This is a genomic window from Nocardioides ferulae (assembly GCF_003660455.1).
GTDB classification, from domain to species: Bacteria; Actinomycetota; Actinomycetes; order Propionibacteriales; family Nocardioidaceae; genus Nocardioides; species Nocardioides ferulae.
Window position 1 is genome coordinate 56,861 of the sequence record NZ_QZVR01000011.1, and the last position, 25,481, is coordinate 82,341.

The 25,481-nt window shown below is 74.2% G+C and carries 24 protein-coding genes, 3 tRNA genes and 1 pseudogene; 17 read left to right on the forward strand and 11 right to left on the reverse strand.

Going from position 1 to position 25,481, the window contains the following annotated elements; all coding sequences use genetic code 11:
- The first annotated feature begins 115 nt into the window (after positions 1–115).
- On the forward strand, positions 116–337 hold the full coding sequence (locus tag D6B71_RS13875; RefSeq protein WP_121256047.1) for a hypothetical protein: 222 nt from the start codon (positions 116–118) through the stop codon (positions 335–337).
- 139 nt (positions 338–476) lie between these two features.
- A complete protein-coding gene (locus D6B71_RS13880) occupies positions 477–2,021 on the forward strand; it encodes an adenylate/guanylate cyclase domain-containing protein (RefSeq protein WP_121256049.1) in 1,545 nt (514 codons plus the stop codon).
- Between the two features lie 78 nt (positions 2,022–2,099).
- Here the strand turns inward: D6B71_RS13880 and D6B71_RS13885 are convergent, their stop codons facing one another.
- Positions 2,100–3,071, reverse strand: coding sequence for a DMT family transporter (locus D6B71_RS13885; protein WP_121256050.1), 972 nt, complete (start codon positions 3,069–3,071; stop codon positions 2,100–2,102).
- Between the two features lie 83 nt (positions 3,072–3,154).
- On the opposite strand from D6B71_RS13885, the gene D6B71_RS13890 reads away from it, so the two are divergent.
- A complete protein-coding gene (locus D6B71_RS13890; RefSeq protein WP_121256052.1) occupies positions 3,155–4,078 on the forward strand; it encodes a LysR family transcriptional regulator in 924 nt (307 codons plus the stop codon).
- A 19-nt stretch (positions 4,079–4,097) separates the two neighbouring features.
- On the opposite strand, the gene D6B71_RS13895 is transcribed toward D6B71_RS13890, so the two are convergent.
- Positions 4,098–4,904 (reverse strand): siderophore-interacting protein, encoded by an 807-nt coding sequence (locus D6B71_RS13895; RefSeq protein ID WP_121256054.1) that lies wholly within the window; start codon positions 4,902–4,904, stop codon positions 4,098–4,100.
- 92 nt (positions 4,905–4,996) lie between these two features.
- On the opposite strand from D6B71_RS13895, the gene D6B71_RS13900 reads away from it, so the two are divergent.
- Positions 4,997–5,422 carry a DoxX family protein gene (locus tag D6B71_RS13900; RefSeq protein ID WP_121256056.1) on the forward strand — a complete coding sequence of 142 codons (426 nt, stop codon included), beginning with the start codon at positions 4,997–4,999 and terminating at the stop codon, positions 5,420–5,422.
- Between the two features lie 18 nt (positions 5,423–5,440).
- Here the strand turns inward: D6B71_RS13900 and D6B71_RS13905 are convergent, their stop codons facing one another.
- Positions 5,441–6,508, reverse strand: coding sequence for an NADH:flavin oxidoreductase (locus D6B71_RS13905; RefSeq protein WP_121256058.1), 1,068 nt, complete (start codon positions 6,506–6,508; stop codon positions 5,441–5,443).
- A gap of 124 nt (positions 6,509–6,632) precedes the next feature.
- On the opposite strand from D6B71_RS13905, the gene D6B71_RS13910 reads away from it, so the two are divergent.
- From D6B71_RS13910 to D6B71_RS13925, 4 genes and pseudogenes are all read left to right on the forward strand, one after another.
- Positions 6,633–9,080 carry an outer membrane protein assembly factor BamB family protein gene (locus D6B71_RS13910; RefSeq protein ID WP_164519671.1) on the forward strand — a complete coding sequence of 816 codons (2,448 nt, stop codon included), beginning with the start codon at positions 6,633–6,635 and terminating at the stop codon, positions 9,078–9,080.
- A gap of 136 nt (positions 9,081–9,216) precedes the next feature.
- Positions 9,217–9,879: pseudogene (locus D6B71_RS13915) on the forward strand (Nramp family divalent metal transporter); the annotation flags it as partial.
- A 95-nt stretch (positions 9,880–9,974) separates the two neighbouring features.
- Entirely contained in the window at positions 9,975–10,358 is a 384-nt protein-coding gene (locus D6B71_RS22820; RefSeq protein WP_164519672.1) for a sensor histidine kinase, read from the forward strand.
- Positions 10,355–11,290, forward strand: coding sequence for a TAXI family TRAP transporter solute-binding subunit (locus D6B71_RS13925; protein WP_121256064.1), 936 nt, complete (start codon positions 10,355–10,357; stop codon positions 11,288–11,290). The genes D6B71_RS22820 and D6B71_RS13925 overlap by 4 nt, the downstream gene beginning before the upstream one ends.
- A gap of 116 nt (positions 11,291–11,406) precedes the next feature.
- Here D6B71_RS13925 and D6B71_RS13930 read toward each other — a convergent pair.
- Positions 11,407–11,480 (reverse strand) — tRNA-Phe (locus D6B71_RS13930).
- Positions 11,481–11,583: 103 nt separating this feature from the next.
- On the opposite strand from D6B71_RS13930, the gene D6B71_RS13935 reads away from it, so the two are divergent.
- The 3 genes from D6B71_RS13935 (at position 11,584) to D6B71_RS13945 (ending at position 12,333) form a co-directional block, all read left to right on the forward strand.
- Positions 11,584–11,656 (forward strand) — tRNA-Glu (locus D6B71_RS13935).
- Between the two features lie 112 nt (positions 11,657–11,768).
- A tRNA-Asp gene (locus D6B71_RS13940) sits at positions 11,769–11,845 on the forward strand.
- Positions 11,846–11,967: 122 nt separating this feature from the next.
- Positions 11,968–12,333 (forward strand): metallopeptidase family protein, encoded by a 366-nt coding sequence (locus D6B71_RS13945; protein WP_206051766.1) that lies wholly within the window; start codon positions 11,968–11,970, stop codon positions 12,331–12,333.
- 43 nt (positions 12,334–12,376) lie between these two features.
- Here D6B71_RS13945 and D6B71_RS13950 read toward each other — a convergent pair whose 3' ends face one another.
- The 3 genes from D6B71_RS13950 to D6B71_RS13960 are packed head-to-tail and all read right to left on the reverse strand — an operon-like array spanning position 12,377 to position 14,009.
- Positions 12,377–12,700, reverse strand: a complete 324-nt coding sequence (locus D6B71_RS13950) for a fluoride efflux transporter FluC (protein ID WP_121256066.1) — start codon at positions 12,698–12,700, stop codon at positions 12,377–12,379.
- Positions 12,697–13,119 carry a fluoride efflux transporter FluC gene (locus tag D6B71_RS13955; protein WP_164519673.1) on the reverse strand — a complete coding sequence of 141 codons (423 nt, stop codon included), beginning with the start codon at positions 13,117–13,119 and terminating at the stop codon, positions 12,697–12,699. Before D6B71_RS13955 ends, D6B71_RS13950 begins: the two co-directional genes overlap by 4 nt.
- Positions 13,116–14,009: an ATP-binding protein gene (locus D6B71_RS13960; RefSeq protein ID WP_240641415.1), complete on the reverse strand. Its 894-nt coding sequence runs from the start codon at positions 14,007–14,009 to the stop codon at positions 13,116–13,118. Before D6B71_RS13960 ends, D6B71_RS13955 begins: the two co-directional genes overlap by 4 nt.
- Positions 14,010–14,426: 417 nt before the next feature.
- On the opposite strand from D6B71_RS13960, the gene D6B71_RS13965 reads away from it, so the two are divergent.
- The gene (locus tag D6B71_RS13965) at positions 14,427–15,947 is read left to right on the forward strand and encodes an NAD(P)/FAD-dependent oxidoreductase (RefSeq protein ID WP_240641416.1); all 1,521 of its coding nucleotides are present in this window, start codon (positions 14,427–14,429) and stop codon (positions 15,945–15,947) included.
- A 108-nt stretch (positions 15,948–16,055) separates the two neighbouring features.
- On the opposite strand, the gene D6B71_RS13970 is transcribed toward D6B71_RS13965, so the two are convergent.
- The 3 genes from D6B71_RS13970 to D6B71_RS13980 form a co-directional block, all read right to left on the reverse strand.
- Positions 16,056–16,739 carry a PaaI family thioesterase gene (locus D6B71_RS13970; protein ID WP_121256070.1) on the reverse strand — a complete coding sequence of 228 codons (684 nt, stop codon included), beginning with the start codon at positions 16,737–16,739 and terminating at the stop codon, positions 16,056–16,058.
- Positions 16,740–16,814: 75 nt separating this feature from the next.
- Positions 16,815–18,224 (reverse strand): hypothetical protein, encoded by a 1,410-nt coding sequence (locus D6B71_RS13975; RefSeq protein WP_121256072.1) that lies wholly within the window; start codon positions 18,222–18,224, stop codon positions 16,815–16,817.
- A 114-nt stretch (positions 18,225–18,338) separates the two neighbouring features.
- Entirely contained in the window at positions 18,339–19,421 is a 1,083-nt protein-coding gene (locus D6B71_RS13980; protein ID WP_206051767.1) for a TIGR03617 family F420-dependent LLM class oxidoreductase, read from the reverse strand.
- 248 nt (positions 19,422–19,669) lie between these two features.
- Here D6B71_RS13980 and D6B71_RS13985 point away from each other — a divergent pair, with 248 nt between their 5' ends.
- Entirely contained in the window at positions 19,670–20,524 is an 855-nt protein-coding gene (locus D6B71_RS13985) for an IclR family transcriptional regulator (protein ID WP_121256074.1), read from the forward strand.
- A gap of 28 nt (positions 20,525–20,552) precedes the next feature.
- On the opposite strand, the gene D6B71_RS13990 is transcribed toward D6B71_RS13985, so the two are convergent.
- A complete protein-coding gene (locus D6B71_RS13990; RefSeq protein ID WP_121256076.1) occupies positions 20,553–21,218 on the reverse strand; it encodes a DUF2238 domain-containing protein in 666 nt (221 codons plus the stop codon).
- A gap of 102 nt (positions 21,219–21,320) precedes the next feature.
- Here D6B71_RS13990 and D6B71_RS13995 point away from each other — a divergent pair, with 102 nt between their 5' ends.
- The 4 genes from D6B71_RS13995 to D6B71_RS14010 are packed head-to-tail and all read left to right on the forward strand — an operon-like array spanning position 21,321 to position 25,481.
- Positions 21,321–21,914 (forward strand): TetR/AcrR family transcriptional regulator, encoded by a 594-nt coding sequence (locus tag D6B71_RS13995; RefSeq protein WP_121256078.1) that lies wholly within the window; start codon positions 21,321–21,323, stop codon positions 21,912–21,914.
- Positions 21,911–23,149 (forward strand): cytochrome P450, encoded by a 1,239-nt coding sequence (locus D6B71_RS14000; RefSeq protein ID WP_121256080.1) that lies wholly within the window; start codon positions 21,911–21,913, stop codon positions 23,147–23,149. The genes D6B71_RS13995 and D6B71_RS14000 overlap by 4 nt, the downstream gene beginning before the upstream one ends.
- Positions 23,149–23,979 (forward strand): SDR family oxidoreductase, encoded by an 831-nt coding sequence (locus D6B71_RS14005; protein ID WP_121256082.1) that lies wholly within the window; start codon positions 23,149–23,151, stop codon positions 23,977–23,979. Before D6B71_RS14000 ends, D6B71_RS14005 begins: the two co-directional genes overlap by 1 nt.
- Positions 23,976–25,481 carry a cytochrome P450 gene (locus D6B71_RS14010; protein ID WP_121256084.1) on the forward strand — a complete coding sequence of 502 codons (1,506 nt, stop codon included), beginning with the start codon at positions 23,976–23,978 and terminating at the stop codon, positions 25,479–25,481. The genes D6B71_RS14005 and D6B71_RS14010 overlap by 4 nt, the downstream gene beginning before the upstream one ends.

Below are 25,481 nucleotides of genomic sequence, written 5' to 3' on the forward strand. Positions count from 1 at the left end.
CCCATTGACCCCCAGGTCGGGACCTTCGGCCAAGGGATTGTGGCCGCCCGAGGAGAAGACTGGGGGTCGAAAGAGCAAGCACACTGCTGGAAGGCACATCATGTCGCTCGTCCAAATGACCCGAGTCGCACCCCGGAACCTGCGGGACTCGGTCTACACCGCCGTTCACGAAGGGGCCTGGTCGGTCAGCGACGTCGTCGCCACCGTGACCTCCGAGATGGACGCCGCACGCTGCGACGTCGTCGCGGTGCTGTGGGACCTCGCGGCAGAGGGTGTGCTCTCCTACGACACGATCGCCTGCCACTTCCGCCCGGCAGTGCCCGCGCTCGTCCACTGACCCGGACCCTCCCGCTCGCCTAGCCTCCGCCGCCGGTCTCTCCGGCCGCGAGGCGTGCACCCGCACGCCGGTGTCGGTACCGTCCCCCCACCGGGGACCGCCGCTGGCCCACGGGTGACGCGCCGGAGGTGGGCTCGAGATGAGCAGGGGGCACCGCTCGGCACCGTTCGGCGCCCGGGTGCTCGGCCCCCGCGACCAGTCCGTCTTCAGGCTGCGGCTGCGCGTCCAGCTGCTGCTCACCGTGCTGCTGGTCGGCACCAACGTCATCGCGGCCGGAGTGGTGTTCCTCATCGCCAGCTTCGTGGTGCCCTCGCCGTCGCCGACGGGGGCCACCCGGCTGGCGCTGGCGATCGCGGTGCCGACCTATGTCGGTGTTGCCGTGCTCGTCGGCGTCACCGTCGGCACCCGGCTGAGCCTGCGCGCGCTCGGCTGGGCGACCCAGGGAGACCGGCCCCACCAGCGCGAACGGCTGGCGGCGCTGCGGGTGCCGCAGCGGCTGACCGTCATGCAGGCCACGCTGTGGCTCGCCGCGACCGTCCTGTTCACCACGCTCTCGCTCGTGCTCCAGCCCGAGCGTGCGCTGAGCACGGGCCTCGCCGTCGGCATCGCCGGCCTCGTGGCCTGCGGCATCGCCTTCCTGCTCACCGACTTCGTGATGCGGCCGGTCTCCGCGCAGGCCCTCGACGGGCTGCCGTACGACGATCGCCCGCGGGGCGCCGGGGTCGGCGGCCGGATGGTGCTCTTCTGGTGCCTGGGCACCGGCGCCCCCGTGGTCGGGATGGTCGTGGCCTCGATCGTCGCCGCCGCCGGTGACGACGACTCCCGCTCCCGGCTGCCCTACACGGTGCTCGCGATCGGTGCCGTCGTGCTGGTCTTCGGTCTGCTGACCACCGTGCTCAACGCCCGTTCGGTCGTGGCCCCGGTCGTCTCGGTGCGCGACGCGTTGCTCGACGTCGAGCGCGGTGACCTCGACCGCGAGGTGGTGGTCTTCGACGGCACCGAGCTCGGGTCGCTGCAGGCCGGCTTCAATGCGATGGTCTCCGGCCTGCGGGAGCGTGAGCACCTGCGCGACCTGTTCGGGCGGCACGTCGGCCACGACGTCGCCCGCGCCGCCGCGGACGACGGCGTCGCGCTGGGTGGCGAGGTGCGGGTCGTCTCGGTGCTCTTCGTCGACCTGGTCGGGTCCACGTCGTACGCCGCCGAGCACGACCCCGCGGAGGTCGTCGACACCCTCAACCGGTTCTTCGGGGTGGTCGTCGAGGAGGTCGACCGGCAGCGCGGCCTGGTCAACAAGTTCATCGGCGACGCGGTGCTCGCGGTCTTCGGGGCACCGGTCGACCACCCCGATCATGCCGCCGCTGCGCTCGCCGCCGCGCGCACGATGGCCGACCGGCTGGCCGCCGAGGTGCCCGAGATCGGCGTCGGCATCGGCGTCGCGACCGGCGAGGCTGTGGCCGGCAACGTCGGCAGCGCCAGTCGACTGGAGTACACCGTGATCGGCGACGCGGTGAACAGCGCGGCGCGGCTGACCGACCTCGCCAAGCAGGTGCCCGGGCAGGTGCTGGTCGCCGCGCAGACCGTCGAGGCGGCGCATCCCGACGAGACCGCGCACTGGCGCGCGCACGAGCCGGTGGTGCTGCGCGGCCGGACCTCCCCGACCGAGACCGCGATCCGCACCCCGTGAAACGCCGAGGGGTCACAGATTCCCGCGTTTTCGCGGCGTGTCGGTGAACGATCGACCACTCGTCGACGCTCCGCCCGGTCAGCTGACGGTCGTCGCCGGTGGCGCGACCCCCGGCAGGTCGGAGAGGCCCGGGATCGGGTCGGCCGACGTGCCGGGTAGTCCGACGGGCAGCCGATCACGACCCTCGACCGCCTGGCCCCACCAGGTGCCCGCGACGACGATCGCAGAGCCGAGCAGCACCAAGGAGGTCAACGTCTCCCCGCCGACCGCGGCGGCGCAGGCGACTGCCCACACCGGCTCGGTGCCGAGCAGCAGGCTGGCCCGCGAGGCCGAGGTCTGCTGCACCCCCCAGGTCTGGGCGAGGAACGCGAAGACGCTGCAGCCCAGGGCGAGGTGCAGCACGCAGGCCCAGGCCAGCGGCGAGCCGCCACCTCCGCCGGGGCCGGCGTCCCCGAGCGACGCGATGCCGAGCGGAGCGAAGACGAGGGTGCCGACGCCGAGCTGGACCGTGGTGAGCGACAGCGGCCGGACGCTGTCCCGTGACGCGAGCCGGCCGACCAGGACCACGTGCCCGGCGCGCACCACGGCCGCTGACAGCACCAGCAGGTCGCCGGAGCGGGGGCCGGACCAGCCGTCGCCGCTCATCAACAGCGCCACCCCGACCACCGACACCCCGCAGGCGGCGTAGAAGGACGGGGGCAGCCGACGTCCCAGGACGACCGCCTCCAGGCCCGGGGTCATCAGGATCGTGAGGCTGATCAGGACGCCGGCGCTCGCGGCCGTGGTGCCCGCCACGCCCCAGGTCTCCAGGGCCAGGATCGCGGCTTGGGTGACGCCGAGCAGGACGCCGAGCCGCCACTCGGTGGCGGTGGGCCGGCCCCGGTGGGTGGTCCGGAGCAGCATCACGCAGGCGGCGAACGCCAGGCCGTAGCGGCCGAGCAGCACCACCGGGACGGCGAGGTCCTCGGTGGCGACCTTCGCCGCCAGGTAGCTCGACCCCCAGACGGCGGCGACGCCGAGGAGGGTCAGGTCGACGGTGCGGGTGCTCACGACGCACCAGCCTGGTCGCCCGGGACGGTTCAACCAAGGACCAGTCTCTGAAGAAACAATTCAGTATCGCTACATTGAGTTGCGTGGACGAACGGCAGCTGCGCATCCTGCGCGAGCTCGAGGCGCTCGGCAGCCTGCGTGCGGTCGCCGAGGCGCTGCACGTGACGCCGTCCGCGGTGACCCAGCAACTGCAGGCGCTTCAGCGCGGCGTCGGCGTACCGCTCACCGAGCGTCGGGGCAGGACCTTGGGCCTGACCGAGGCCGGATCGGCGCTCGCGGCCGCCGCGGTCGACGTCCACGTCGCACTCGCCCGAGCTCGGGAGGTCGCCCGCGGGGCCACCGACCGGCCCCGCGGCGAGGTGTCGGTCTCCGGCTTCAACAGCATCGCCCTCACGCTCTTCCCCGCTCTGGTGCAGCGGTTCGGCCGCGGTGAGCCGGTGGCGGTGCGGCTCTTCGACGAGGACGTCGCGCAGGAGGCGTTCCCCCGGCTGGCGGGCCGCTACGACCTGGTGCTGGCGCACCGGCTCGACCACACCCCGGCCTGGCCGGGCACGGTGCGCGTCACTGCGCTGCTGCACGAGCCGCTGGACGTCGCGCTGCCTCCGGAGCATCCGTTGGCGGCGAAGCGGCGGCTGTCGCCCTCCGACGTCGCCGACCAGCCGTGGATCAGCACCCACGAGGGCTTCCCCGTCGTCGCCACGGTCGACGCGATCGCCGCCGCCGCCGGGCACCCGGTCGACATCGTGCACCGGGTCAACGAGTTCTCGGTCGCGGCCGAGCTGGTCCGCGCGGGCTGCGGGGTCGCGCTGGTCCCGCGCTGGACCGTGCCGCGCCCGCGTGGTGTGGTGCTGCGTCCCCTGGCGCGGATCCCCGCGCGCCGCCACGTCGACGTGCTGTGCCGGCCCGAGCAGCTCACCCGGGCAGCGGTCCGGGCCGTGCTCGCGCAGCTGCGGGTGCTCGCCGACGACCTGCGCGAGCGCTCCGAGGTGGGTGAGGCCGACGCCTGATCCGTGCAGCCCCGACCGCTCAGGCCGAGGCGACCTCGGCGTCCATCTCCGCGAGGTAGTCGCGCTTGACCCGGCGCCACGCCTCGTCGGTCATCGTGCGCCGCCAGTACGGCGAGCAGGACATGTCGGCGCGCGCCACCCGGCGGTCGACCAGGAGGTGGCGGCGGATCGCGCGAACCTCGTCGGCCTCCCCGTGCACGAACACGTGCACCCGGCCCGGAGGGAACACCAGGCCGCGCAGCGCCTCCGCCAGCAGGTCGGCGTCGGCGTCGTCGCCGCGACGGTGCAGCCACGCCACGTCGAGCCGGCCCGGACTGGGCAACGGCACCTCGTGCTCGGGCCCGTCGCAGACCAGCCGGACCACGGCCGGTGCCCCCTCGGGCAGCGCCTCCAGGGAGGCGGCGATCGCGGGCAGCGCGGACTCGTCGCCGACCAGCAGGTGCCAGTCGGCCTCGGGGTCGGGTCGGTAGCCGCTCGACGGCCCCTCGAGCACCAGCACGTCACCGGGCTTCGCGGCCGCCGCCCAGCGGCCCGCGACACCGTCGTCGCCGTGCACGACGAAGTCGAGGGTCAGCTCGCCGGCACCCTCGTCCCAGCGCCGCACCGTGTAGCGGCGGCGCGCCGGCCACTGCTCACGGGGGTGCTGCTCACGCACGGCGGCGGGCTCGAAGACCGGACCGTACGGCGCGCCGGCGGGCGCGAAGGCGAGGTTGACGTAGGCGTCGGTGCCGGTGGGCGTCGCGAACCCGTCGAGGCCGCTGCCGCCGAGCACCACCCGGACCAGCGCCGGGGTCAGCCGCTGCGTGCGCAGCACCGTGCCGTGCATCTCCACCTCCAGGCGTCTCGGGTTAGGTGCACCTAACCTAGCGGGCGGGTGTCGTCGGGACCGAACCGCGCACCCCCTCCTAGGCTGCGCTCATGACCTCGCTGCTGAACGCGCCGCCCACCTCCCGGCCCCGCTCGATCGCCCGCCGCGCGCTCGGTGCGGTGCTGGTCTTCGCCGGCGTCAGCCACCTGACCTTCGCTCGGGAGGAGTTCTCCGCCCAGGTGCCCGGCTGGTTCCCGGTCGACGACGACCCGGTCGTGCTGGTCTCCGGCGTCGCGGAGATCAGCCTCGGCGCCGCCCTGCTGGCCTGGAGCCGCGGCCGGGTGCCGGTCGGGCTGGTGGTCGCGGCGTTCTTCGTCGCGATCTTCCCGGGCAACATCGCCCAGTACGTCGAGGGCAACGACGGCTTCGGCCTCGACACCGACACCAAACGCCTGGTGCGGCTGTTCTTCCAGCCGCTGCTGGTCGTCTGGGCGCTGTGGGCCACCGCCGCCTGGCGGGACCGCCCGCGGCGCTGAGCGGGCGGGGCGGGGGCCTCAGGCCACCACGTCGGGCCACCCGGCGGCCAGGTAGTCGATGAAGGCCGGGCCGACGGCCTCCTCGCGCAGCTGCTCGCGGGTGAGCGGCACCGGCCGGGCCACGAACGCGTCGTCGGCGAGCACCCGCGCGGCGAAGTCGTGGTGGCGGATCGCGCCCATCCCGACGGTGACCAGGTCGGCGCCCTGCTCGAGGCACCACCGGGCGTCCGCGGCCGAGAGCACCTTGCCGGCCACCCCGAGCCTGGTCCCACCGCGGGGCAGGTCGGTGAAGTGCTCGATCAGCAAGCCCGGGGCCCCGCCGCGGGGCCTCATGAAGACGTCCCACAACGACATGTCGAGGTAGTCGAGCAGGCCGGAGGCCAGCACCAGACGGGCCGTCTCGCGTCCCTCCTCGAGCGTGATGCCGTTGCCCTCGGGTGTCAGCCGCAGCCCGACCTGGAACTCCGGACCGGTGGCCGCGCGGATGCCCTCGAGCACCTCGACGACGACCCGCTGCCGGTGCTCGAGGGAGCCGCCGTAGCCGTCGGTGCGCTGGTTGCGCGCGTCGAGGAACTGCCCGAGCAGGTAGCCGTGGGCGCCGTGCACCTCCACGCCGTCGAAGCCGGCGCGCTCGGCGCGAACGGCGGCGGCCACGTAGTCGGCGACCAGCTGCTCGACCTCGCCGGTGGTCATGGCGACCGCGTCCTTGGCCGGGTCGTCCCAGGGGCACTGGTTGGGGCGGCCGGTCAGTGCCGGGTCGGCGCGCCGGCCGCCGTGGTGCAACTGCACCGACGAGACCGTGCCGGTGGCGCGGAGCCGCTCGGCCAGCCGGGTGAGGCCGGGCAGGTGGAGGTCGGAGGCGATCCCGAGCTGGCCGGGCCAGGGCTGGCCGGCCGGTGCGACGTACGCCGCCGCGGTCATCACGAGGCCGAACCCGCCTCGCCCACGGGCCTCCAGCCAGGCCGTCTCGTCCTCCGAGAGCGTGCCGTCGGGGTTGCTCTGGGTGTTGGTCAGCGGCGCCAGGGCGAGCCGGTTGCCCCAGGCGGGGCCGTGGGTCAGGGACAGCGGGTCGGAGAGGGAGGTCACCAGGCCATTGTCCGGCTCGGCCCCAGGGCACGGCGCGGGGCCGGCCTCTCGGGTGGTTTCCGGCGCGCGCTGCCGGATCATGCAAGCAGGCATGGATCGCCGCGGAGAAGGGCATGACCAGCCCGTGACCCCGTCCATCCCCTGCTCCGCTGTCGCTCGACACCGCTCGGCCCGCCGTCTTCTGGCGATCGGTCTGGTCGCCCTGCTCGCGACGCCGCTGCTCGCGGCCTGCACGGGTGACGACCCGGATCCCGATGGGGCGGAGGCCGAGGGCACGGCCGCGACGGCGCCCTCGCCGGCGCCGCTGGAGGAGTTGTGGCTCAGCGGCAGGGTCTCCGATGCCACCAGCCTGACGCTGCGACCGGGGCCGGCCGACGCCTCGATCCTCGTGCTCAGTGACGATCGTGACCGGGTGGTGGGCCTGGACGCCGAGACCGGCGAGCAGCGATGGCAGTGGAGCTCGAGTCCCGACCGGGTCTGCCAGACCTCGCCGCGGGTCAACCGCGCCGGAGTGCTCGCCGTGCTCACCGACCGTGGGCCGGGGGACTGCACGCAGGTGGTCGCGCTCGACACCACGACCGGGGAGGAGACCTGGCGTCGGCGGGTGCCCGGCCGGCCGCCGTACCTGTCGGCCAGCGCGGTCGCCGTGAGCCGGCGCACGGTGCTGGTGGAGGCGTTCTGCGACGAGGTCCTCCGGTACGCCGCCGGCAGCGGCCGCAGCCTCGACACGCTCGCCCCGAGGGACCGCAAGTGCGCGATGGAGTCCGCGCTCGGCGACGGTCTGGTGGCGGTCATGAACGACCCCGAGACCGCGTCGACGCCCGACGACCACGGCACCGGCTGGATCCCGGCGACGACCGATCGGGTGACGCGCGACCTCTACGACGCCGACACCGGCCGGCTGCTCTGGCGGGCACCGATGTCCAACGCAGGGGGAAGCATCGACCAGGTGGTCTCCACCGACCCGCTGGTCCTGGTCTGGACCCGGCGTGGGCAGCAGGTCGGGCAGGTCTTCGACCGCCGCGGCCGGCCCCGTGCCGTGGTCGGGCTCAGGATGCCCGGCCAGACGGGAGGGCTGGTGGCGGTCGGCGAGCACGACGGGGTCCTCGCCGTGCAGCACACGAGCCTGGTCGGGTCGAGCGCGCCCCGCCCCTACGCCACGACCACCTACGCCTACGACGTCGCGACCGGGGAGGAACTGTGGCGCCAGGAGCCGGAGCTGGGGGTGCCGGCCGGGGTGGTCGACGGCAGCGTGGTGTTCGCCCGCGTCGTCCAGGTGCTCGATCCGGACGCCGCGACCGGCCGGCGTTACGAGATGTGGCTGACCGCGCGCGACCTCGCCGCACCCGAGGGTGCTGCGGGTGCGGTGCGCACGCTGGGCTCGGTGGCCGTGCGAGGTGCCGCCTCGACGGTGGTCGGACTCGCCGGCGACGCCCTCCTGCTCGCCGACGACGAAGGAGTCCACGCCGTGCCGGTGGACGGGGACGGCGAGGAGCGCGTCTACGCCGCGCCGGCCGACCCACGATCCGTCCCGGAGTCGGAGTGGGCCGAGGGTGAGGTGCGTCCCGAGGACGCGCGCGACGTCTGTCGGGCGGTCGACCGGGAGACGCTGGCCGGGCTCGGCTTCCGGGCGCTGGAGCTGCCGGCGCCGGTGGACTGCTCCTGGAGGGAGCTCCACCACCCGCGGTACCTCACCCGGGTGCTCGACGTCCACGTGACGGTGCTCGAACCGGGGCCCGAGCCGGGCGCCGAGGAGATCGTCGGCGCCACCGAACGGGCGCAGCGGTACGCCGAGTCGGTGGTGCAGGGTTTCGCCGACGACGAGGGCTCCGGCCGGGAGCGCAGCACCGGTTGGTCCGTGGACGCGGGCGTCGAGGGAGGTCCGGGTGAGGTCACCTGGTCGGCCCTGGCCCTCAGGTACGGCCTCGAGAGCGTCGCCGTGACCCGCTGGCGCAACGTGGTCGTCCAGGTGAGGGCCGGGCAGGAGGTCGATGTCGAGGAGCGGCGTCCGGCGAGCGTCCCGGGCTCGGCTCTGTCCTGGGGGGTCCGGGCCGCCGTCGACGACGTCCTCCGCGAGCTGGGTGCCGAGGACCCTGCCGCGCCGTCCCCGGTCGTCGCTCCGTGGACGGAGGTGCCCGACGTGTGCACCGTGCTCGGGGCCGAGGCCGAGGCGCTGGTCGGTTCCGGCGGCCAGGACACCTCCCCCAGGATCCAGGATCCGGCCCCCGCGTCGTACTGCCAGTGGGGAGCCCGACTCGGGTCGCCCTCGGTCAAGGCGGCGGTGCAGCTGTTCGCCGACGACCCGCTCGACGGCGCGGCCGCCTCCGAGGTCGCCGCCGAGCGGTTCGGCCTGGCCGCCCGTGGTCGGAGGGTGCCCGGGTTGGGCGACCGCGCGGTCGTCCGCGCCGACGGCTTCGGTGGCCAGAACCCTGCGCTCGGACTCCTCGTGCGCGACCAGAACGCGGTGATCCAGGTCGACTTCTGGCGGGTGCCGGGCATCGCCGACGAGCGGGACGCGGTCGCCCGGGCGACGGCGATGGCCCGGCGCCTGCTGCGCGAGCTGCGGGGCTGACCCGTCCCGGGCCAGCCTCCGCGCCCGGTGGCAATCTTTGGATCCGGTGAGGATCTCGGGCGTCGGGGTCGTCGGGTCTGGCGGCCGACGTGGCGGGCGTCACATCCTCTCCTCCTCGACCCACCGAGGAGGACCCATGACCGTGACGAACGCGCGACCGGAGGCGACGACAGGAGCGGAGCGGCCCCGCTGGCGGCTGATCGGGCCCGGGCTGGTGGTGGCGGCCACCGGAGTCGGCGCCGCCGACCTGGTCGCGACGATGATCGCCGGCAGCAAGTACGGCTACGCGCTGCTCTGGGCGGTGGTCGTCGGCTGCCTGATGAAGGTGGTCCTCGTCGAGGGCGCCGGACGCTACAGCCTGGCGACCGGCCGCACGATCTACGAGGGATGGAGCAGTCTCGGCCGCTGGACCCACGTCTACTTCGCGCCCTACCTGGTGATCTGGGGCTTCGTCTACGGCGCGGCTGCGATGGCCGGCACCGGTCTGGCCCTGCATGCCCTCTTCCCGGCGCTCGGCGTCATCGCCTGGGGCATCGTCTCGGGCGTGATCGGGCTGGTCCTGGTCTGGTCGGGCCGGTACGCGCTGTTCGAGAAGACGCTGAGCGTGCTGGTGCTCCTGATGTTCGTCTCGATGGTCGTCGCCGCCGCGGTGACCCTGCCGAACCTGCCCGACCTGGCGGCCGGCCTGGCGCCGCGCATCCCCGACGGCGCGATGCTCAACGTGCTGAGCGTGGCCGGGGGCGTGGGCGGCACGATCACCCTCGCGGCGTACGGCTACTGGCTGCGCGAGAAGGGCTGGAGCACGCCCGCGTTCATGCGGGTGCCTGGTCGGTGGTCGCCGCCGGGCACGCACAGCGACTCCGGCTGGACCCGGTGGAGGGTCCCGACGCCTCGGTGCCTCGAGAGGACCTCGAGCAGGTGCTGGACGTGCTCCTCGACAACGCGACCCGCTATGCCGGCGAGGGCGCGACGGTCGTCGTCACCGCGCAGGTGCGCGGCGACGAGGCCGTCGTCCGCGTCGAGGACGACGGGCCGGGCGTGCCCGACGACGACTGGGACCGGGTCACCGAGCGGTTCTGGCGTGGGTCCAGTGCCGAACCCGGGTCGGGCCTGGGACTGTCGATCGCCGCGGCTCTCACGGCCGCGCGCGGCGGCGAGCTCCGGCTCGGCCCCCGGCCGGGCGGCGGCACCCTGGCCGAGGTGCGGCTCCCGGTGCCCGAGCGCCCCGGCATCGGGCCGTCGGTCGCCCCGCCAGGCGGCTCGGGGGTGTCGCCGTGAGCGCCCGGTGTGGCCGCCGGGCCGTGCTCGGCGGGATCGTGGGCGCGGTGGCGGCCGGCCTGGTGGCGGCCGGCTGCGCCGCCGACGAGCGGCGTCTTCGGGTGGCGGCCGGCGACCCGGGCGGGATCTACGCGGCGTTCGGCGGGCTGCTCGCACCGCGCCTGGAGGCGCGAGTGGGTGGGTTGCGCGTCGAGGTGCAGCAGACCGCCGGCTCGGTGGACAACCTGGGCCGGTTGCGGGCCGGCGAGGCCGACGTGGGCCTGGCGCTCGCGGACAGCATCGGCGCGGCCGAGGCCGGCGCCGGCGTGCTGGCCCTGGCCCGCACCTACGAGAACTACCTTCAGCTGCTGGTGCGGGTCGACTCGGGCATCGAGGAGCTGGCCGAGCTGCGGGGGCGGGCGGTGGTCCTCGGGGCCGCCGGGTCCGGCGCGGCGTTGAGCGGTGCGGTCCTCCTCCGTGCGGCCGGTCTCGGTGCCGGTGCCGTCGAGGTCCGGCACGCCTCGCTCGGGGACTCGCTCGCCGCGCTCGGCGCCGGGGAGGTCGCTGCTGTCCTGTGGTCGGGCGGCCTGCCCACCCCGGCGGTCGCCGCGCTGCACCGGGATCGCCCGCTGCGGATGATCGACCTCGGTGACCGGGTCGCGGCCATGCGCTCGCTGTCCGGCTACGAGTACCGCGCCCGGCGGGTCCCCGAGGTCGGGTACGGCGGCGGCGCGGCGCGCACGGTCGGCGTACCCAACCTGCTGCTGGCGCGGCCCGGGCTGCCCGGTGACCTGGCCGGCGCCGTGGTCGAGACCCTCACCCGGGACGCGGCGGCGCTGGTGCCGGAGTATGCGCTGGGGGTGCAGTACCTCGCGCCGCCCACGATGATCCGCACCGGCGCCGTGGACCTGCACCCCGGTGCCGTCGCGGCGTACCGGCGGCTCCACGGGTGAGCCCGCGGGGCGGACCACCGGGCGGCCGGGACGGGCTCGCGAGGCCCGGGCGAACAGCACAGCCCCCGCCGTCTCCGGCGGGGGCTGTCCTCGCAGGTGGAAGCCCTGCGTGCTCGTGGGCAGGGGCGGGGTCGAACCGCCGACCTTCCACTTTTCAGGCGGACGCTCGTACCAACTGAGCTACCTGCCCGAGCGACCGACACCTTACAGGAGCGGTCGGGCAGGGCCGAATCCGGTGGCCGATGTGGTTTGGAGGCGGGTCGGCGGGCCCCCTATGCTGTGCGGGCAGTCCGGCCCCCATCGTCTAGCGGCCCAGGACCCCGCCCTTTCACGGCGGTAGCACGGGTTCGAATCCCGTTGGGGGTACGACGTCCACGCGTGTGGGTGGCCTCGATCGGCCCCCGGACGGCTCGATTGGGAGTCGTCGGCATCCGTGGGTTAGAGTTCCATCGCTCCGCACGAGTCGTGTGAAGCACGAGGCCCCGTAGCGCAGTTGGTTAGCGCGCCGCCCTGTCACGGCGGAGGCCGCGGGTTCGAGTCCCGTCGGGGTCGCCAGCCAAACAGCGCCCCGGACCACCAGGTCCGGGGCGCTGTTCGCATTTCGCCGAGTCGGCGCGTGTGCGGGCGTGGGGGCGCGGCCGACGGTCAGCTCACCGGCCGTGGGTGAGAATGGCCGGGTGCCGATCGACCCCGCCGCCGTGGACAGCGAACGCTTCGACGCCCTCGTCGACCGGGCGCTCGACCAGATCCCCGACGAGCTCGCGGCGCTGGTGCGCAACGTCGTCGTCCTGGTCGAGGAGGAGCCGCCCGAGGGCGAGCCCGACGACCTGCTCGGGCTCTACGACGGGGTGGCGCTGACCCACCGCGACAGCACCCAGCCGGTGGTCCTCCCCGATCGCATCTTCATCTTCCGCGGTCCGCTGCTCGACATGTGCTCGACCGAGGAGGAGCTGGTCGAGGAGGTGCGGATCACCGTCGTCCACGAGATCGCGCACCACTTCGGCATCGACGACGATCGCCTGCACGAGCTGGGCTACGCGTGAGAAGCGCGTCGATCACCGGATATCCGGCGGTCCTCCGCCCGCCTCAGCCCAGCCAGAACCCCAACGCACAGGCCGCGGGCGCCAGCAGCAGCGTGAGAGCGGCGTACGCCGTGCCGACCCGCGGGCCGCGCTCGACGGCCTGCACCGCGAACGCCGAGTAGGTGGTGAACCCGCCGCAGAACCCGACGCCGAGCAGAGCGGTCGCCGACTCCGAGAGCGACAGCGCCGTGAGCACCCCCAGCACGAACGAGCCAGCGACGTTGACCAGCAGAGTGCCCCAGGGCAGCTCGCGGTCGAGCCGGGTGGCGACCAGGAACCGCGACGACGCGCCCACGGCGGCGCCGAGCGCCACCAGCAGGCCGCTCACTCGTCACCGCCCTCGACCGCGAACTCGGCGCGCTCACCGGCAGTGGCCAGGCGCGAGGCCAGCGCCACCGCGGCGAGGCAGGCGACCAGCGTGCCGAAGAGGTACGCCGCGGCGACCGCGGCCTGCCCGTCGTGCAGCAGCGCGCGCGACTGCTCCGACCACGCGGAGAGCGTGGTGAACCCGCCGAGGAGCCCGGGGCCGAGGCCGACCGCGAGCACCTGACGCTCGCGGACCGCCGCGAGCAACGGCAGCAGGGCCAGCAGCAGCGAGCCGGCGAGGTTGATCGCGAACGTGGTCCACGGGAAGCCGGAGCCGTCCGGGACGGCCTCGCCCAGCCACCAGCGGGCCAGGGCCCCGAGCGCACCACCGACCGCGACCGCCGCGACCAGCCGCGGCGGCGCGGGGCGCGCGGCCCTCACGACACGTTGCTCTGGGAGACGCTGCCCTCGGGGCGCCCGAGCTCGGGTCGCCAGGCGCTCGGCTGCTCGCCCTGGCTCTGCCGGACCAGCTCGCCGAGGAACCAGCGCTGGAAGTGTCGCTGCTCGGCGGTGCGCGCGAGCGAGAGCAGCCGCTCCTGGCGGCAGAAGTCGTCGGCCAGGTCGAGCAGGTCGACGAACCGGTCGATGGTGGTGGCCGCATCACGCGGCATCGCGATGCGCAGGTCGGTGGTGGGCCGGCCCTCGACGAGCGCGGACTCGATCTGGGAGACGCCGATGCCGTCGCGCAGCGACCGCTCGAGCGACCCGAAGAGGTCGGAGAGGCTCTTCGCGAGCGGGTAGTCGCTCTCGTGGGCCAACGCCAGCAGCCGCACCTCACGACGCAGCTCGCGGTAGTGGCGCTGGAACTCCAGATAGGTGCGCAGCGGGACGCCGAGGATCTGGGCCTCGAAGTGGTCTTCGCCGGCCGGCTGCGCCTCGCGCGCGTCGGCGCCGGTGATCACGCCCTCGACGCCGTCGTCCTCGGCGAACTCGGCGGCGGGGTTGAACCAGACCGTCTTGCCGTCGTCCTCGACGTCGGCTCCCCAGGCCTTCGAGCAGCGCGCCACGATGGATAGGCCGCGGCCGAAGGTGAGCAGCAGGTCGTCCTCGTCGTCGTGGTTGTGCGGGAGGGCCGGCGGCTCGACGGAGGCGTCGCGCACCTCGACCCGGGGGTGCTCACGGGTGCCGCGCACCCGCACGGTGATCGGCGGCTCGCCGTGGAGCAGCGCGTTGGTGACCAGCTCGGAGACGCCGAGCTCGGCGCACTCGATGAGGTCGGTGCGGTCGATGTCGGTGCAGGTGGTGACCACCCAGCGGCGTGCGTCCTGCACGCCGCGGGGCCCAGGGCCAAGGGACAGGGCCGGCCGGTTCAACGGCAACGGAGAACTCCAGAACATGCGAGTTGGCGGGCGGTCTCGGAAGGAGTACCCGGCGCCCCCGAGCGACAAACCTGGTCGACCGACACCCTGATCGTTCACCTTTCTACCGTCTCGGTCGGGGCGCGGCCAGCAGCCGCGCTGACCGGCGGGTCGGATTCCGGGCATCGGTGCAGGTCAGCGCCGGGTCCCAGACCGATCAGCGGGCTCGCGCTCGCTGCCCGTCGCCGCCGGACCGCCCGCCTGGAGCCGCCCGGAGAGCGGCGTACGTCACGCTCGCCGCAGGTGTGTCGCAGGTGCATTCGGGCACCGGAGCCCCGGGCCGGGAGAATGCCTGGCGACCAGCCACCCGCGGCCATCAGGAGGTTCCCCGTGGCAGCCGCACAGTCAGCCGCACAGGGCAGCACCGACCGGTTCGCCGAGCGACGCAGCGACCGGCACCAGGTCGTCGTGGTCGGCTCCGGCTTCGGTGGGCTGTTCGGCACCAAGGCGCTCCGCCGGGCCGACGTCGACGTCACCATGGTCGCCAAGACCACCCACCACCTGTTCCAGCCGCTGCTCTACCAGGTGGCCACCGGTATCCTCTCCGAGGGCGAGATCGCGCCGCCGACCCGCGAGGTGCTCAGCGGCCAGCGCAACGCGCAGGTGCTGCTCGGCGAGGTCACCGGCATCGACCTGGACCGCCGCACCGTCACCTCCCAGGTGCTCGGCCGCGAGACCGTGACGCCCTACGACTCGCTGATCGTGGCGGCGGGCGCCGGGCAGTCCTACTTCGGCAACGACCGGTTCGCCGAGTTCGCGCCGGGCATGAAGAGCATCGACGACGCCCTCGAGCTGCGCGGCCGGATCTTCGGTGCGTTCGAGCTGGCCGAGCTGGGTGCCAGCCGCGGCGAGAACGTCGACCACCTGCTCACGTTCGTGGTCGTCGGCGCCGGACCCACCGGCGTCGAGATGGCCGGACAGATCGCGGAGCTCGCCCACCGCACCCTGCGCCGCGACTTCCGGGCGATCAACACCCGCGAGGCCCGGGTGGTGCTGATCGACGCCGCCCCCCAGGTGCTGCCGCCGTTCGGCGCGAAGCTGGGCGAGAAGACCAAGCGCGAGCTGGAGAAGCTCGGGGTCGAGGTGGTGCTCGGCGCGATGGTCACCGACCTCGACGAGCGCGGCCTCGAGATGAAGTTCAAGGACGGCCGGGTCGAGCGGCTCGAGGCGGTCACCAAGATCTGGGCCGCCGGTGTCCAGGGCAGCCCGCTCGGCAAGCTCCTCGCCGAGCAGTGCGGCGCCCCGCTGGACCGCGCCGGCCGGATCGGCGTCAACCCCGACCTGACGCTGCCGGGCTATCCCGAGGTGTTCGTGGTCGGCGACATGATCTCGCTCGACAACCTCCCCGGTGTGGCGCAGGTGGCCATCCAGGGCGCGAAGTACGCCGCGAAGACGATCGTGGGCCGGCTCGAGGGCAAGCCCCCCAAGGAGCCGTTCAAGTACTTCGACCGCGGCTCGATGGCGATCATCAGCCGGTTCCGTGCGGTGGCGCTGATCGGCAAGCTGCGGGTCACCGGCTTCCTGGCCTGGCTGATGTGGCTGGCCCTGCACCTGATCTACATCACCGGCTTCAAGAGCCGGGTCACCGCCCTGATGCACTGGGCGGTCTCGTTCATCGGCCGCGGCCGCTCCGAGCGCACCACCACCGAGCAGCAGATCTTCGCCCGGGCCGCGCTGGCCCGGCTCGACCACGGCGCCGCCGACCTGGTCTCCGACCCCGGCGCGTACGACGCGCAGGCCGACGCCGCGGAGCGCTCCCGGCGCGAGGAGCTCGAGGCGACCGCGCGCGAGGAGGCCCGGCTCACCGACGCCCGCGAGCGCGGCACCCGCACCGCCTCCGAGCGCGTCTGAGACCGTCGTACCGCGACGGACACAACGCTCCGGCGCTCGGCGGTCCCCCGCGGGAGGCCGGGTGCCGGCGCGGGCTTGGGTCCGTCGAGTTCCGAGCCTGTCCTGCTCCTACTCGAAGCGGGACGGCGCCCCGGACCTGCCGGCCTTGTTCTCGGCGTGCTTGTCGAAGTCGGGGCGCGCCCACTTGGGCAGGATGAAGATGCCCTCGGCCTCGACCGTGGGTCCGTCGGCGTCGGCCAGGTGACCCTTGACGATGGTCTTGACCCCCTCGACCCGGTCGATCCAGGCCTCGCCGCGCAGGTCTCCGAGCGGCGTGCCGCGGCGGTACCGCAGCGTCAGCGTGCCGGTCATGCCGGGCTTGCCGCCGGCCGCGGCGGCCTCGCCGAGCAGCTGGTCGAGCAGCAGCGCCGACACGCCACCGTGCACGAGGCCGGGTGGGCCTTCGTACGCCGCGCCGAGGTGGAAGCTGGACCAGGCCCGGCCGGCGGGGTCGTTCTCGATGGTCAGCGGCGGCGCGACCGCGTTGCGGAGACCGACCACGGCGTTGCCCCAGGGCCGGCTGGTGCCGTCGGAGTTGAACCGCACGCCGAACGAGGCGGGGATCTGCTCCTTGCGCAGCCGGGCGGTGGCCTCGGCGATCGCGGCCCGCGCCTGCTCGACGTCCTCGCCGTCGACGGTGCTGCGGATCGTCGCGTCGATGAGCTCGCGCACCTCCTGCGCGAGAGCCCCGTAGAGGTCTCGCTGCCGCTCGACCTCCGCGGTGGGCAGCTCCTCGTGCACGTAGTCACTCACCGCGCGAGCATAGGCCAGGACGGTCGGCGGGCCCGACGAGACGGTCCCGCTGGTTCGGAGGCGGCCGCCGGTCGCTCACTCGGGGCGGTAGTGGCGCAGCACCGCCATGAACGCGTGCGGGTCGACGACGGAGGAGTCGATCACGAACGGGCTCATGCCGCGGCGCAGGAACAGCACCTTCCAGCCGCGCCGCCCGGGCTCGCCGACGACCTCCACCGGGGTGTAGCGGCTGGTCAGGTCGAACAGGAACCGGCCGCCGCCACGGTGCACCTCCAGCATGCCGCCGCGCACGACGAGCCGGGTCACTCCGGTGCTGGCGAGCACTCCCCACACGACCAGGGTCAGCACGCCCAGGGTGACCGCGAGCGCGATGTTCAGCTCGGTGCGCTCGGCGTACGCCGCCCAGCCGGCCACGGCGGTCGCGGCCAGGCAGGCGAGCAGCAGCACGGCGGTGAGGCGGCGGACGCCGGTGCGAGGGGCGAACTCGACGACCGGCGGGACGCTCGTGGACGGCCCCGCGTCTCCTGCTGCGATGTCGCCCGCGATGTCGCCCGCGATGTCGGAGGAGGTCTCGGCCTGCTCGGCGGGCGGGGTGGCTTCGCGGTCGACGAACGACGAGGCGAGCATCGCCCGGGCCACGTCGGGCGCCACCGGTCCGGGTCGGGGCGCCGGCGGGTCGGCGGCCTCGGGCCGGCCGGAGCGGCGCGGCTGGCGCGGCTGGCGCGGCCGGGGCCTCGGTGGGGCCGGCGCTGCCGGGGTCGGCGCGTCGAGGGCCTCGACCACGGCACGAGCGGGGTCGGCCGCTGGGGTGGTGGTCAGTGGGGTCACCGCTGCTGGGGTGGCGGCCGGGGGTGCTGGCGGTTCCTCGGCCGGGGCGGGGGGCTCGGCTGCCGTGCCATCGTCGTCGGCAGCCGCGTCGGGTGCGGGTGGACCGGCGAGCTCGGCGAGCACCGCGCGGCCGGCGTCGAGGTGACCGGCCGGAGCAGGCTCGGTCGGCTCCTCGGTGTGTGGCCGGCTGGTCGGTTCCGGACCGCCGTCGGCGGCCTGGTCGCCGCCACCGCCTTCGGCCGGGAGGTCGGGTCGGCCCCGGAGGCGGTCAGCCGCGGCCTGCTCCCGGCGGCGGGCGGACGCGGTCAGCACCGGCTCGAAGTCGGGCGGGGTGACCGGCTCCGCCGGGCGGGGTGGGGCGACGCCGAGGGCCTCCTCGACGACCTGCTCCACGACGGTGGGCTCTGCGTCGTCCGCGACGAACGACTCGTCGAAGAGCGGGTCGACCGGGGCCTCCACGACCAGAGGGGTCGCGGGCCCCGGTGGCTCGGCGGTCTCCTCAGGCGGGCCCGGCACTGCCTCGTCCGCGGACTCACCGGCCGGCGCGGCCGGCTCCTCGGCTCGCCCGGTGCGGCTCAACCAGCGGTCGAACAGGTCGGCGGCCGGCTGCCCGGGCTGCCCGGGCTGCTCGGGCTGCTCGGGTCCGCTGGGCTCCATAGCGGTAGAAGGTACGCCCGACGGGCCGCGGTCGTCGGCCCTCTCGCCAGTCGGCGCGTGGCCGGCGGCGCCGACGCGTCGATCGTTCCTCGCGACACGGCGTGTCCGCGGGAATCAGTGACGGGTCGGCGAGCCCAACGCGGCCGTGAGGGCGCGCACCTGGTCCAGCGGCGCGTCGTACCCCGGGAAGTAGACGCAGACCCGCTCGGCCACGTCGCCGAACCGCCGCCGGATCTCGGCCGCGCACTCCTCGGGGGTGCCCCGGACCGCGAGCGTGGCCAGCATCAGATCGTCGACCAGCGCGAACATCTCGGCGAACCGGCCCTCCTTCGAGAGCCGGTTCAGCTCGGGCTGCACCGCCTCCCACCCCTCCACCTCGAGCACCGAGCGGTAGGCGGGGGTCGAGCCGTAGAACGCCAGCAGGGCCCGGACCCCCGCGTCCGCTGCCTCCTGCTCCGCCGCGGTGCGCCCCATCGCGACGATCGCCTGCGGCGCGATCTGCAGGTCGCCCGGCTCGCGGCCGGCCCGGTCCAGGCCCTCGGCGACGGCGGGCAGCGTCCGCTCGCGGAAGTGCCGATGACTGTGGAACGGCATCACCAGCAGCCCGTCGGCCACCTCCGCCGCGGTGCGGGTCATCACCGGCCCCAGCGCGCCCAGCAGCACCGGCGGGACGCCGTACGGGTTCGGGCCCGGCACGAACGTGGGCGGCATCAGCGTGTGCCGGGTGAACTCGCCGCGGAAGTCCAGCGGGGTGCCGTGCTGCCACGACCCGAGGATCGCCTTGACCGCGGCCACGATCTCGCGCATCCGCGCCGCCGGCTGCGACCAGGTGGCGCCGTAGCGGTTCTCGATGTGCGGGCGGATCTGCGAGCCGAGCCCCAGCCGGAAGCGCCCCCGGGAGAGCAGGTGCAGGTCGTACGCCGTGTGGGCCAGGTGCATCGGGCTGCGCGGGATCGCGATCGCCACGTTCGTCATCAGGTCGGTGTCGGTGACCGCGGCCGCGGCGGCCAGGGGGAGGAACACGTCGTGCGGCCCCTCGAAGGTGAACAGCCCGGCGACCCCGGTGTCGGCCAGCTCGCGGGCCCGGGCGGCGGCCTGGTCGGGTCGCCCGTCGAGCTGCACGTCGGTGAGCAGGGGGGAGCCGGGCGGTCGCGTGGACAGCGGGCCGGGCTCAGGGCCGGGCTGGGGATCGGGCAACTCGACACCTCCGTCGGGGCAGGTGCGCGGGGCACCGCGCCCCGAGCATGACGGCCGTTCCCCGGCCGCGCGACCCTCGTCCCGGTCGATGGAGCGGGTCGTGTGCCTGTGGACGCGTCAGGGCGCGTTCTCGGGCACACGACCCCGCGCGACGCCGGGCGCCCCTTCCGCTCGCGGAGGGCCGATGCTAGTTTCGGCGGTCAGTAGAACGTGTTTCAGTTCTGGCGATGCCGGACCAGGGAGGACTCATGACCGCTCGTGCTGTCGAGCGCACCGTCGTCGACGAGCCCGGGGTCGGGTCGAGCGCCGGGCCGCGTGAGCTGCCCACCTCGATCGTCGAGCGGATGACGCTGGTCTTCGACGCGTTCGCCGACCCCCGCGGCCGGCTGACCCTGGAGCAGATCGCCCGGGCCACCCACCTGCCCCGCTCCACCGCACACCGCATCGTCGACCAGCTGGTGCGGCTGCAGTGGCTAGACCACAGCGCCCTCGGCTACGGGCTCGGCCGGCGCTCCCGCGAGCTCGCCCGCGGCGACGGCGGCCAGATCGAGCTGCGCGGCGCCGCCGCGCCGCACCTGCACGAGCTGATGCTGCGCACCGGCCTGGTCGTGCATCTGGCTGTGCTCGACGGCCCCGAGGTGGTCTACCTCGACAAGGTCGGCGGCCGCTTCGCCGCCGCGGTCCCGTCGCGGGTGGGCGGCCGGGCGCCGGCGCACGCCACCGCGCTCGGCAAGGCGATGCTGGCCTGGCTCGACGGCGAGCACGTCGACGCGCTGGTCGGCCCGCACCTCGGGCGGCGTACGCCGCACACGATCGGCGAGCTCGCCGCGCTGCACCACGAGCTGCGTCGGGTCCGGGAGCGCAAGGGCCTGGCCTTCGAGCGGGGCGAGAGCTTCCCCGACATCGCGTGCGCGGCCGTCGCGGTGCGCGGCGCGGACGGGCCGGTGGCCGCCGTGTCGGTGGTGGGCGACGCCAGGGCGCCGCTCGAGCGGGCGGCTCCGGTGCTGGTCGAGGCGGCGCGCCGGGTGCGCTGCGAGATGTTCGGTGACGACGCGCCACTCCCGCCGCGGCGGCTGCGCGCGGTCGGCCGCCCCGGGCGCTGAGCTCGGAGGTCGCGAGCCCTGGGCGGGCTCAGCCTCCGGGGAGCCGGGCGGGGGCGGTGCCGGGCGCTCCGGCGGGGATCGGCACCCCGGTCTCGCGCAGCCGGCCGGCGCGGCGCAGGGCGTGCACGACCAGGGCGGCGACGAGGGCGCCGATGGTGCCGAGGGTGAGGTCGCCCAGCGTGTCGGTGTAGGCGTGGCGGCGCTCGGAGGAGTTGGCCAGGAACGCGGCGTACTCGGCGAGCTCCCACACGATCGCGCCGGTGGCCCCGACCGCGAGCGCGCGCTCGATGGTGGCGCCGAGCCCGGCGGTCCAGTGCTGGGTGAGGATCAACGCGGCCGCGGCGAGCAGGCCGGTGTTCATGAGGTGCATCCAGTCGTCGAACCAGACGATCGCGTCGTAGAGGTCGAGCCGGTTGCCGAGGATGTCGGTGAAGCAGGTGACCGTGATCAGCAGGTCCGCCAGCCAGGGGAAGCCCTTGCCGCTGCGCCAGCCGAAGGCCCACAGCAGCGGGAGCATGAACGACAGCAGCGGGTAGGCGACCGCGCGGGCGCCGGCGCCCTTGCCCTCGAGGTTGCCCCACTCGGGGTTGAGCAGCACCATCGCGAGCATCAGCACCAGTGCGCTCTTGCCCGCGACGTCGAGATGTCGGACGAGGGCGCCGGCGGGTTGGCCGGTGGTTGCGCTGCTGCTCACCTCTCGATGGTAGTGCGCGGAGGTCGCTGCTCGGGCCGGCTCCCCCGGATGGGCCGGGATCGGCTCTTGCCACGAGGCGAGAACTTGTTCTAGTTTGGACACGTGTCCAGTCACGTGTCCGTCGCGCCCCGCCAGGGCCTCAACGCCCGGCAGACCGAGACCGTCGAGCGGCTGCTGACCGCCGGCGTCGAGGAGCTCGCCGCGGTCGGTCACGAGGCGCTGACGATCCGCACCGTCGCCGCCCGCGCCGGGGTCTCGACCGCGACGGCCTACACCTACCTCGCCTCCAAGAACCACCTCTACGCCGAGCTGTTCTGGCGCCACCTGCGCACCCACCCGATGCCCGCCACACCCGCCGGCGTCGACGCGACCCAGCGGCTCACCGAGCTGGTCAGGTTCATGGCCCGGCTGCTCTCGGACTCCCCCGAGCTGGCCGCCGCCGCCACCCGCTCGCTGCTGGCCACCGACCCCGACGTCGACCGGCTGCGGGCCCAGATCGGGGCCGAGTTCGTCGCCCGGTTCCGCACCGCCCTCGGCGACGACACCCCGGCGGACACCCGCCCGGCCGTGCTGGAGGCCCTGCAGCTGGCCTTCTCCGGCGCGATGCTCCAGGCCGGCATGGGCTTCTACAGCTATCTCGAGATGGGCGAGCGGCTCGCCGACGTCGTCGCCGCCGTGATGAAGGGGAACGCATGACCCTCACCGACCAGCACGCCGCCCTCGAGCCGCTCGTGTTCGACCCCTACGACTACGCCGTCCAGGACGATCCCTACCCCGTCTACGCGCGGCTGCGCGCCGAGGCGCCGCTCTACTACAACCCCACCCACGACTTCTGGGCGCTCAGCCGGCACGCCGACATCGCCGCGGCGGTCCGCGACGACGACACCTTCTCCAACGCGATGGGGGTCTCGCTCGACAAGAGCGCGTGGAACAAGGACGCCCACCGGGTGATGTCGTTCCTCGCGATGGACCCGCCGCGTCAGGTGCGGCTGCGCTCGCTGGTCTCCCGGGCCTTCACCCCACGCCGGGTGCGCGAGCTGGAGCCGCAGGTGCAGGCCCTCGCCGACCGCTACCTCGACGCGGCGCTGGCCTCCGCCCCCGAGTTCGACTGGATCACCGAGTTCGCCGGCCGGCTCCCGATGGACGTCATCTCCGAGATGATGGGCGTGCCCGAGGCCGACCGCGACGAGGTACGCCGCCTCGCCGACCTCGTCGTGCACCGCGAGGACGGCGTCTTCGACGTGCCGGCCGCCGGCATGGAGGCGGCGCTCACCCTGGTCGGCTACTACGCCGAGATGCTCGCCCAGCGCAAGCGGCAGCCGACCGAGGACCTCACCTCCGCGCTGCTGGCCGCGGAGATCGACGGCGACCGGCTCGAGGACTCCGAGATCATCGCGTTCCTGTTCTTGATGGTGGTCGCCGGCAACGAGACCACCACCAAGCTGCTCGGCAACGCGCTGTTCCACCTCGCCGCGCACCCCGACCAGCTGCGCCACGTCTTCGCCGACCCCGGCGACCCAGCCCCGGCGGTCTCGCCGTGGATCGAGGAGACCCTGCGCCACGACACCTCCAGCCAGATGGTGGCCCGCCACCTCAAGCGGGACCTCGCCCTGCACGGCGTGGTCGCTCCCGCCGGGTCCAAGCTCCTGCTGCTCCTGGGGTCGGCCAACCGCGACGAGTCGGTTTTCGCCGACCCGACCCGCTTCGACGTGCACCGCCCCAAGGACGAGCTCGGCCGGATCCTCAGCTTCGGCGGCGGCCGCCACTTCTGCCTCGGCGCCAACCTCGCCCGGCTCGAGGCGCGGGTCGCGCTCGACGAGCTGGTGCGGCGGGTGTCGTGGTTCGAGGTCGACCGCGACCGGGCCGTGCGGGTCCACTCCACCAGCGTGCGCGGGTTCGCCTCGCTGCCGATCTCGGTGGTGGTGCGCTGATGGTCTCGGCAGGCTCGACCACCGGGGGCGGTTCGGCCACCGGGGGCGGCAAGTACGCCCGTCCCGAACGCCGCCCCGCGGTGATCACCGGCGCGTCGTCGGGCATCGGCGCGGCCACCGCGCTGACCTTCGCGGCCGCGGGCTACCCGGTCGCGCTCGGCGCCCGGCGTACCGACAGGTGCGAGGAGCTCGCCTCCCGGATCCGCGAGGACGGCGGCGAGGCGGTCGTCGCCCACCTCGACCTCACCGACCCCGACTCGGCCAAGGCCTTCGCCGAGGAGGTCACCGCCGCGCTCGGCGACATCGAGACGGTGGTGTCCAACGCCGGCGCGGTCGCCCCCGGCACCACCTACGAGGTCGACACCGAGCGGTTCGCCCGCGAGCTCGACCTCACGGTGGTCGGCGCGCACCGCCTGGTCCGGGCCTTCGTGCCCGGCATGGTCGAGCGGCGCCGCGGCGACCTGGTCTTCGTCTCCTCCGACGTCGCGGTCCGGGCCCGCCCGTTCATGTCGGCCTACGCCGCGGGCAAGTGGGGCCTGGAGGGCATGGCCCACGCCCTGCAGATGGAACTCGAGGGCACCGGCGTGCGCGCCAGCATCGTGCGGCCCGGCCCCACCTGGAGCGAGATGGGCTCCGACTGGGACCCCGACGAGGCCGCGTTCGTGCTCGAGCAGTGGGTGCGCTTCGGGCTCGCCCGCCACCCGCACTTCATGAAGCCCCAGGCGATCGCCGACGCGATCGCCGCGGTCGTCGCGGCCCCCCGCGGCGTCCACCTGAACCTGATCGAGGTCAGCCCCGAAGCCCCCGTCCAGTCCGTGGAGGACCGATGACAGTCTCGACAAGCTCGACCACCGATGGCGGGTCGGCCGCCGATCTCACCGCGATCCCCGAGGTCTCCTACGCGGTGCCCGACGACGGCCACGGCCACCTCGCCGAGCTGCGCACCGACCCGATCGGCCTGCTCGAGCGGGTCCGCGCCGAGTGCGGCGACATCGGCCGCTTCCGGCTGGCCGACCGTGACGTCGTGATGGTCTCCGGCGCGGTCGCCAACGAGCAGTTCTTCCGGGCGCCCGACGAGACCCTCGACCAGGCCGCGGCGTACCCGTTCATGACCCCGATCTTCGGCAAGGGCGTGGTCTTCGACGCCTCGCCCGAGGAGCGCCAGCAGATGCTGAAGAACCAGGCGCTGCGCGGCGACATGATGCGCGGCCACGCCACCACGATCGAGGCCGAGATCCGGCGGATGGTCGCCGGCTGGGGGGAGGAGGGCGAGATCGACCTGCTCGACTTCTTCGCCGAGCTGACGATCTACACCACCTCGGCGTGCCTGATCGGCAAGCCGTTCCGCGAGGAGCTCGACGGCCGGTTCGCCAGGCACTACCACGACCTGGAGAAGGGCACCGACGCGATGGCGTACGTCGACGCCTACGCCGACCTCCCGTCGTTCCGGCAGCGCGACGCGGCGCGGGTCGAGCTGGTCGCGCTGGTGCAGGCGATCATCGACAAGCGGGTGGCGCGCGGGCCGGTGCCGAAGGAGGAGCGCGACCTGCTCGACGTGCTGATCTCGATCGGCATGGAGTCCGACTACATCACCGGCATCTTCATCTCGATGATGTTCGCCGGCCACCACACCACCTCCGGCACCGCCTCCTGGGCGCTGATCGAGCTGATGCGCCACCCCGACGCGATGGGCGAGGTGATCGCCGAGCTCGACGAGCTGTACGCCGACGGGTCGGAGGTCTCCTTCCAGGCGCTGCGCTCGATCCCGCGGCTGGAGGCGGTGCTGAAGGAGACGCTGCGCCTGCACCCGCCGCTGATCGTGCTGCTGCGGGTCGTCGCCGAGCAGATCGAGCTGGGCGGCCACCCGATCCCCGTCGGCACGATGGTCGCGGCGAGCCCGCGGGTCTCGAACCGGATCGGCACCGACTTCCCCGACCCGGAGGCGTTCGACCCGGGCCGCTACATCGACCCCCGCCAGGAGGACCTCGCCAACCGCTGGACCTGGATCCCGTTCGGCGCCGGCCGGCACCGCTGCGTCGGCAACGCGTTCGCGATGATGCAGATGAAGGCGATCTTCTCGGTGCTGCTGCGCGACTACTCCTTCGAGATGGCCCAGCCCTCGGAGAGCTACCGCGACGACGTGTCGAAGATGGTCATCCAGCTCGAGCAGCCCTGCCGGGTGCGCTACCGCCGGCGGGTCTCGGCAAGCTCGACCACCGGGGCGGCAAGCTCGCCCTCCGCGGCGGTGGTCGAGCCCGCGTCCTCGGCGGCCGAGGCTGCCGAGACCCCGCCCGCCGGCTGCCCGGCGCACGCCCCCGGGAACGGCGCGTGA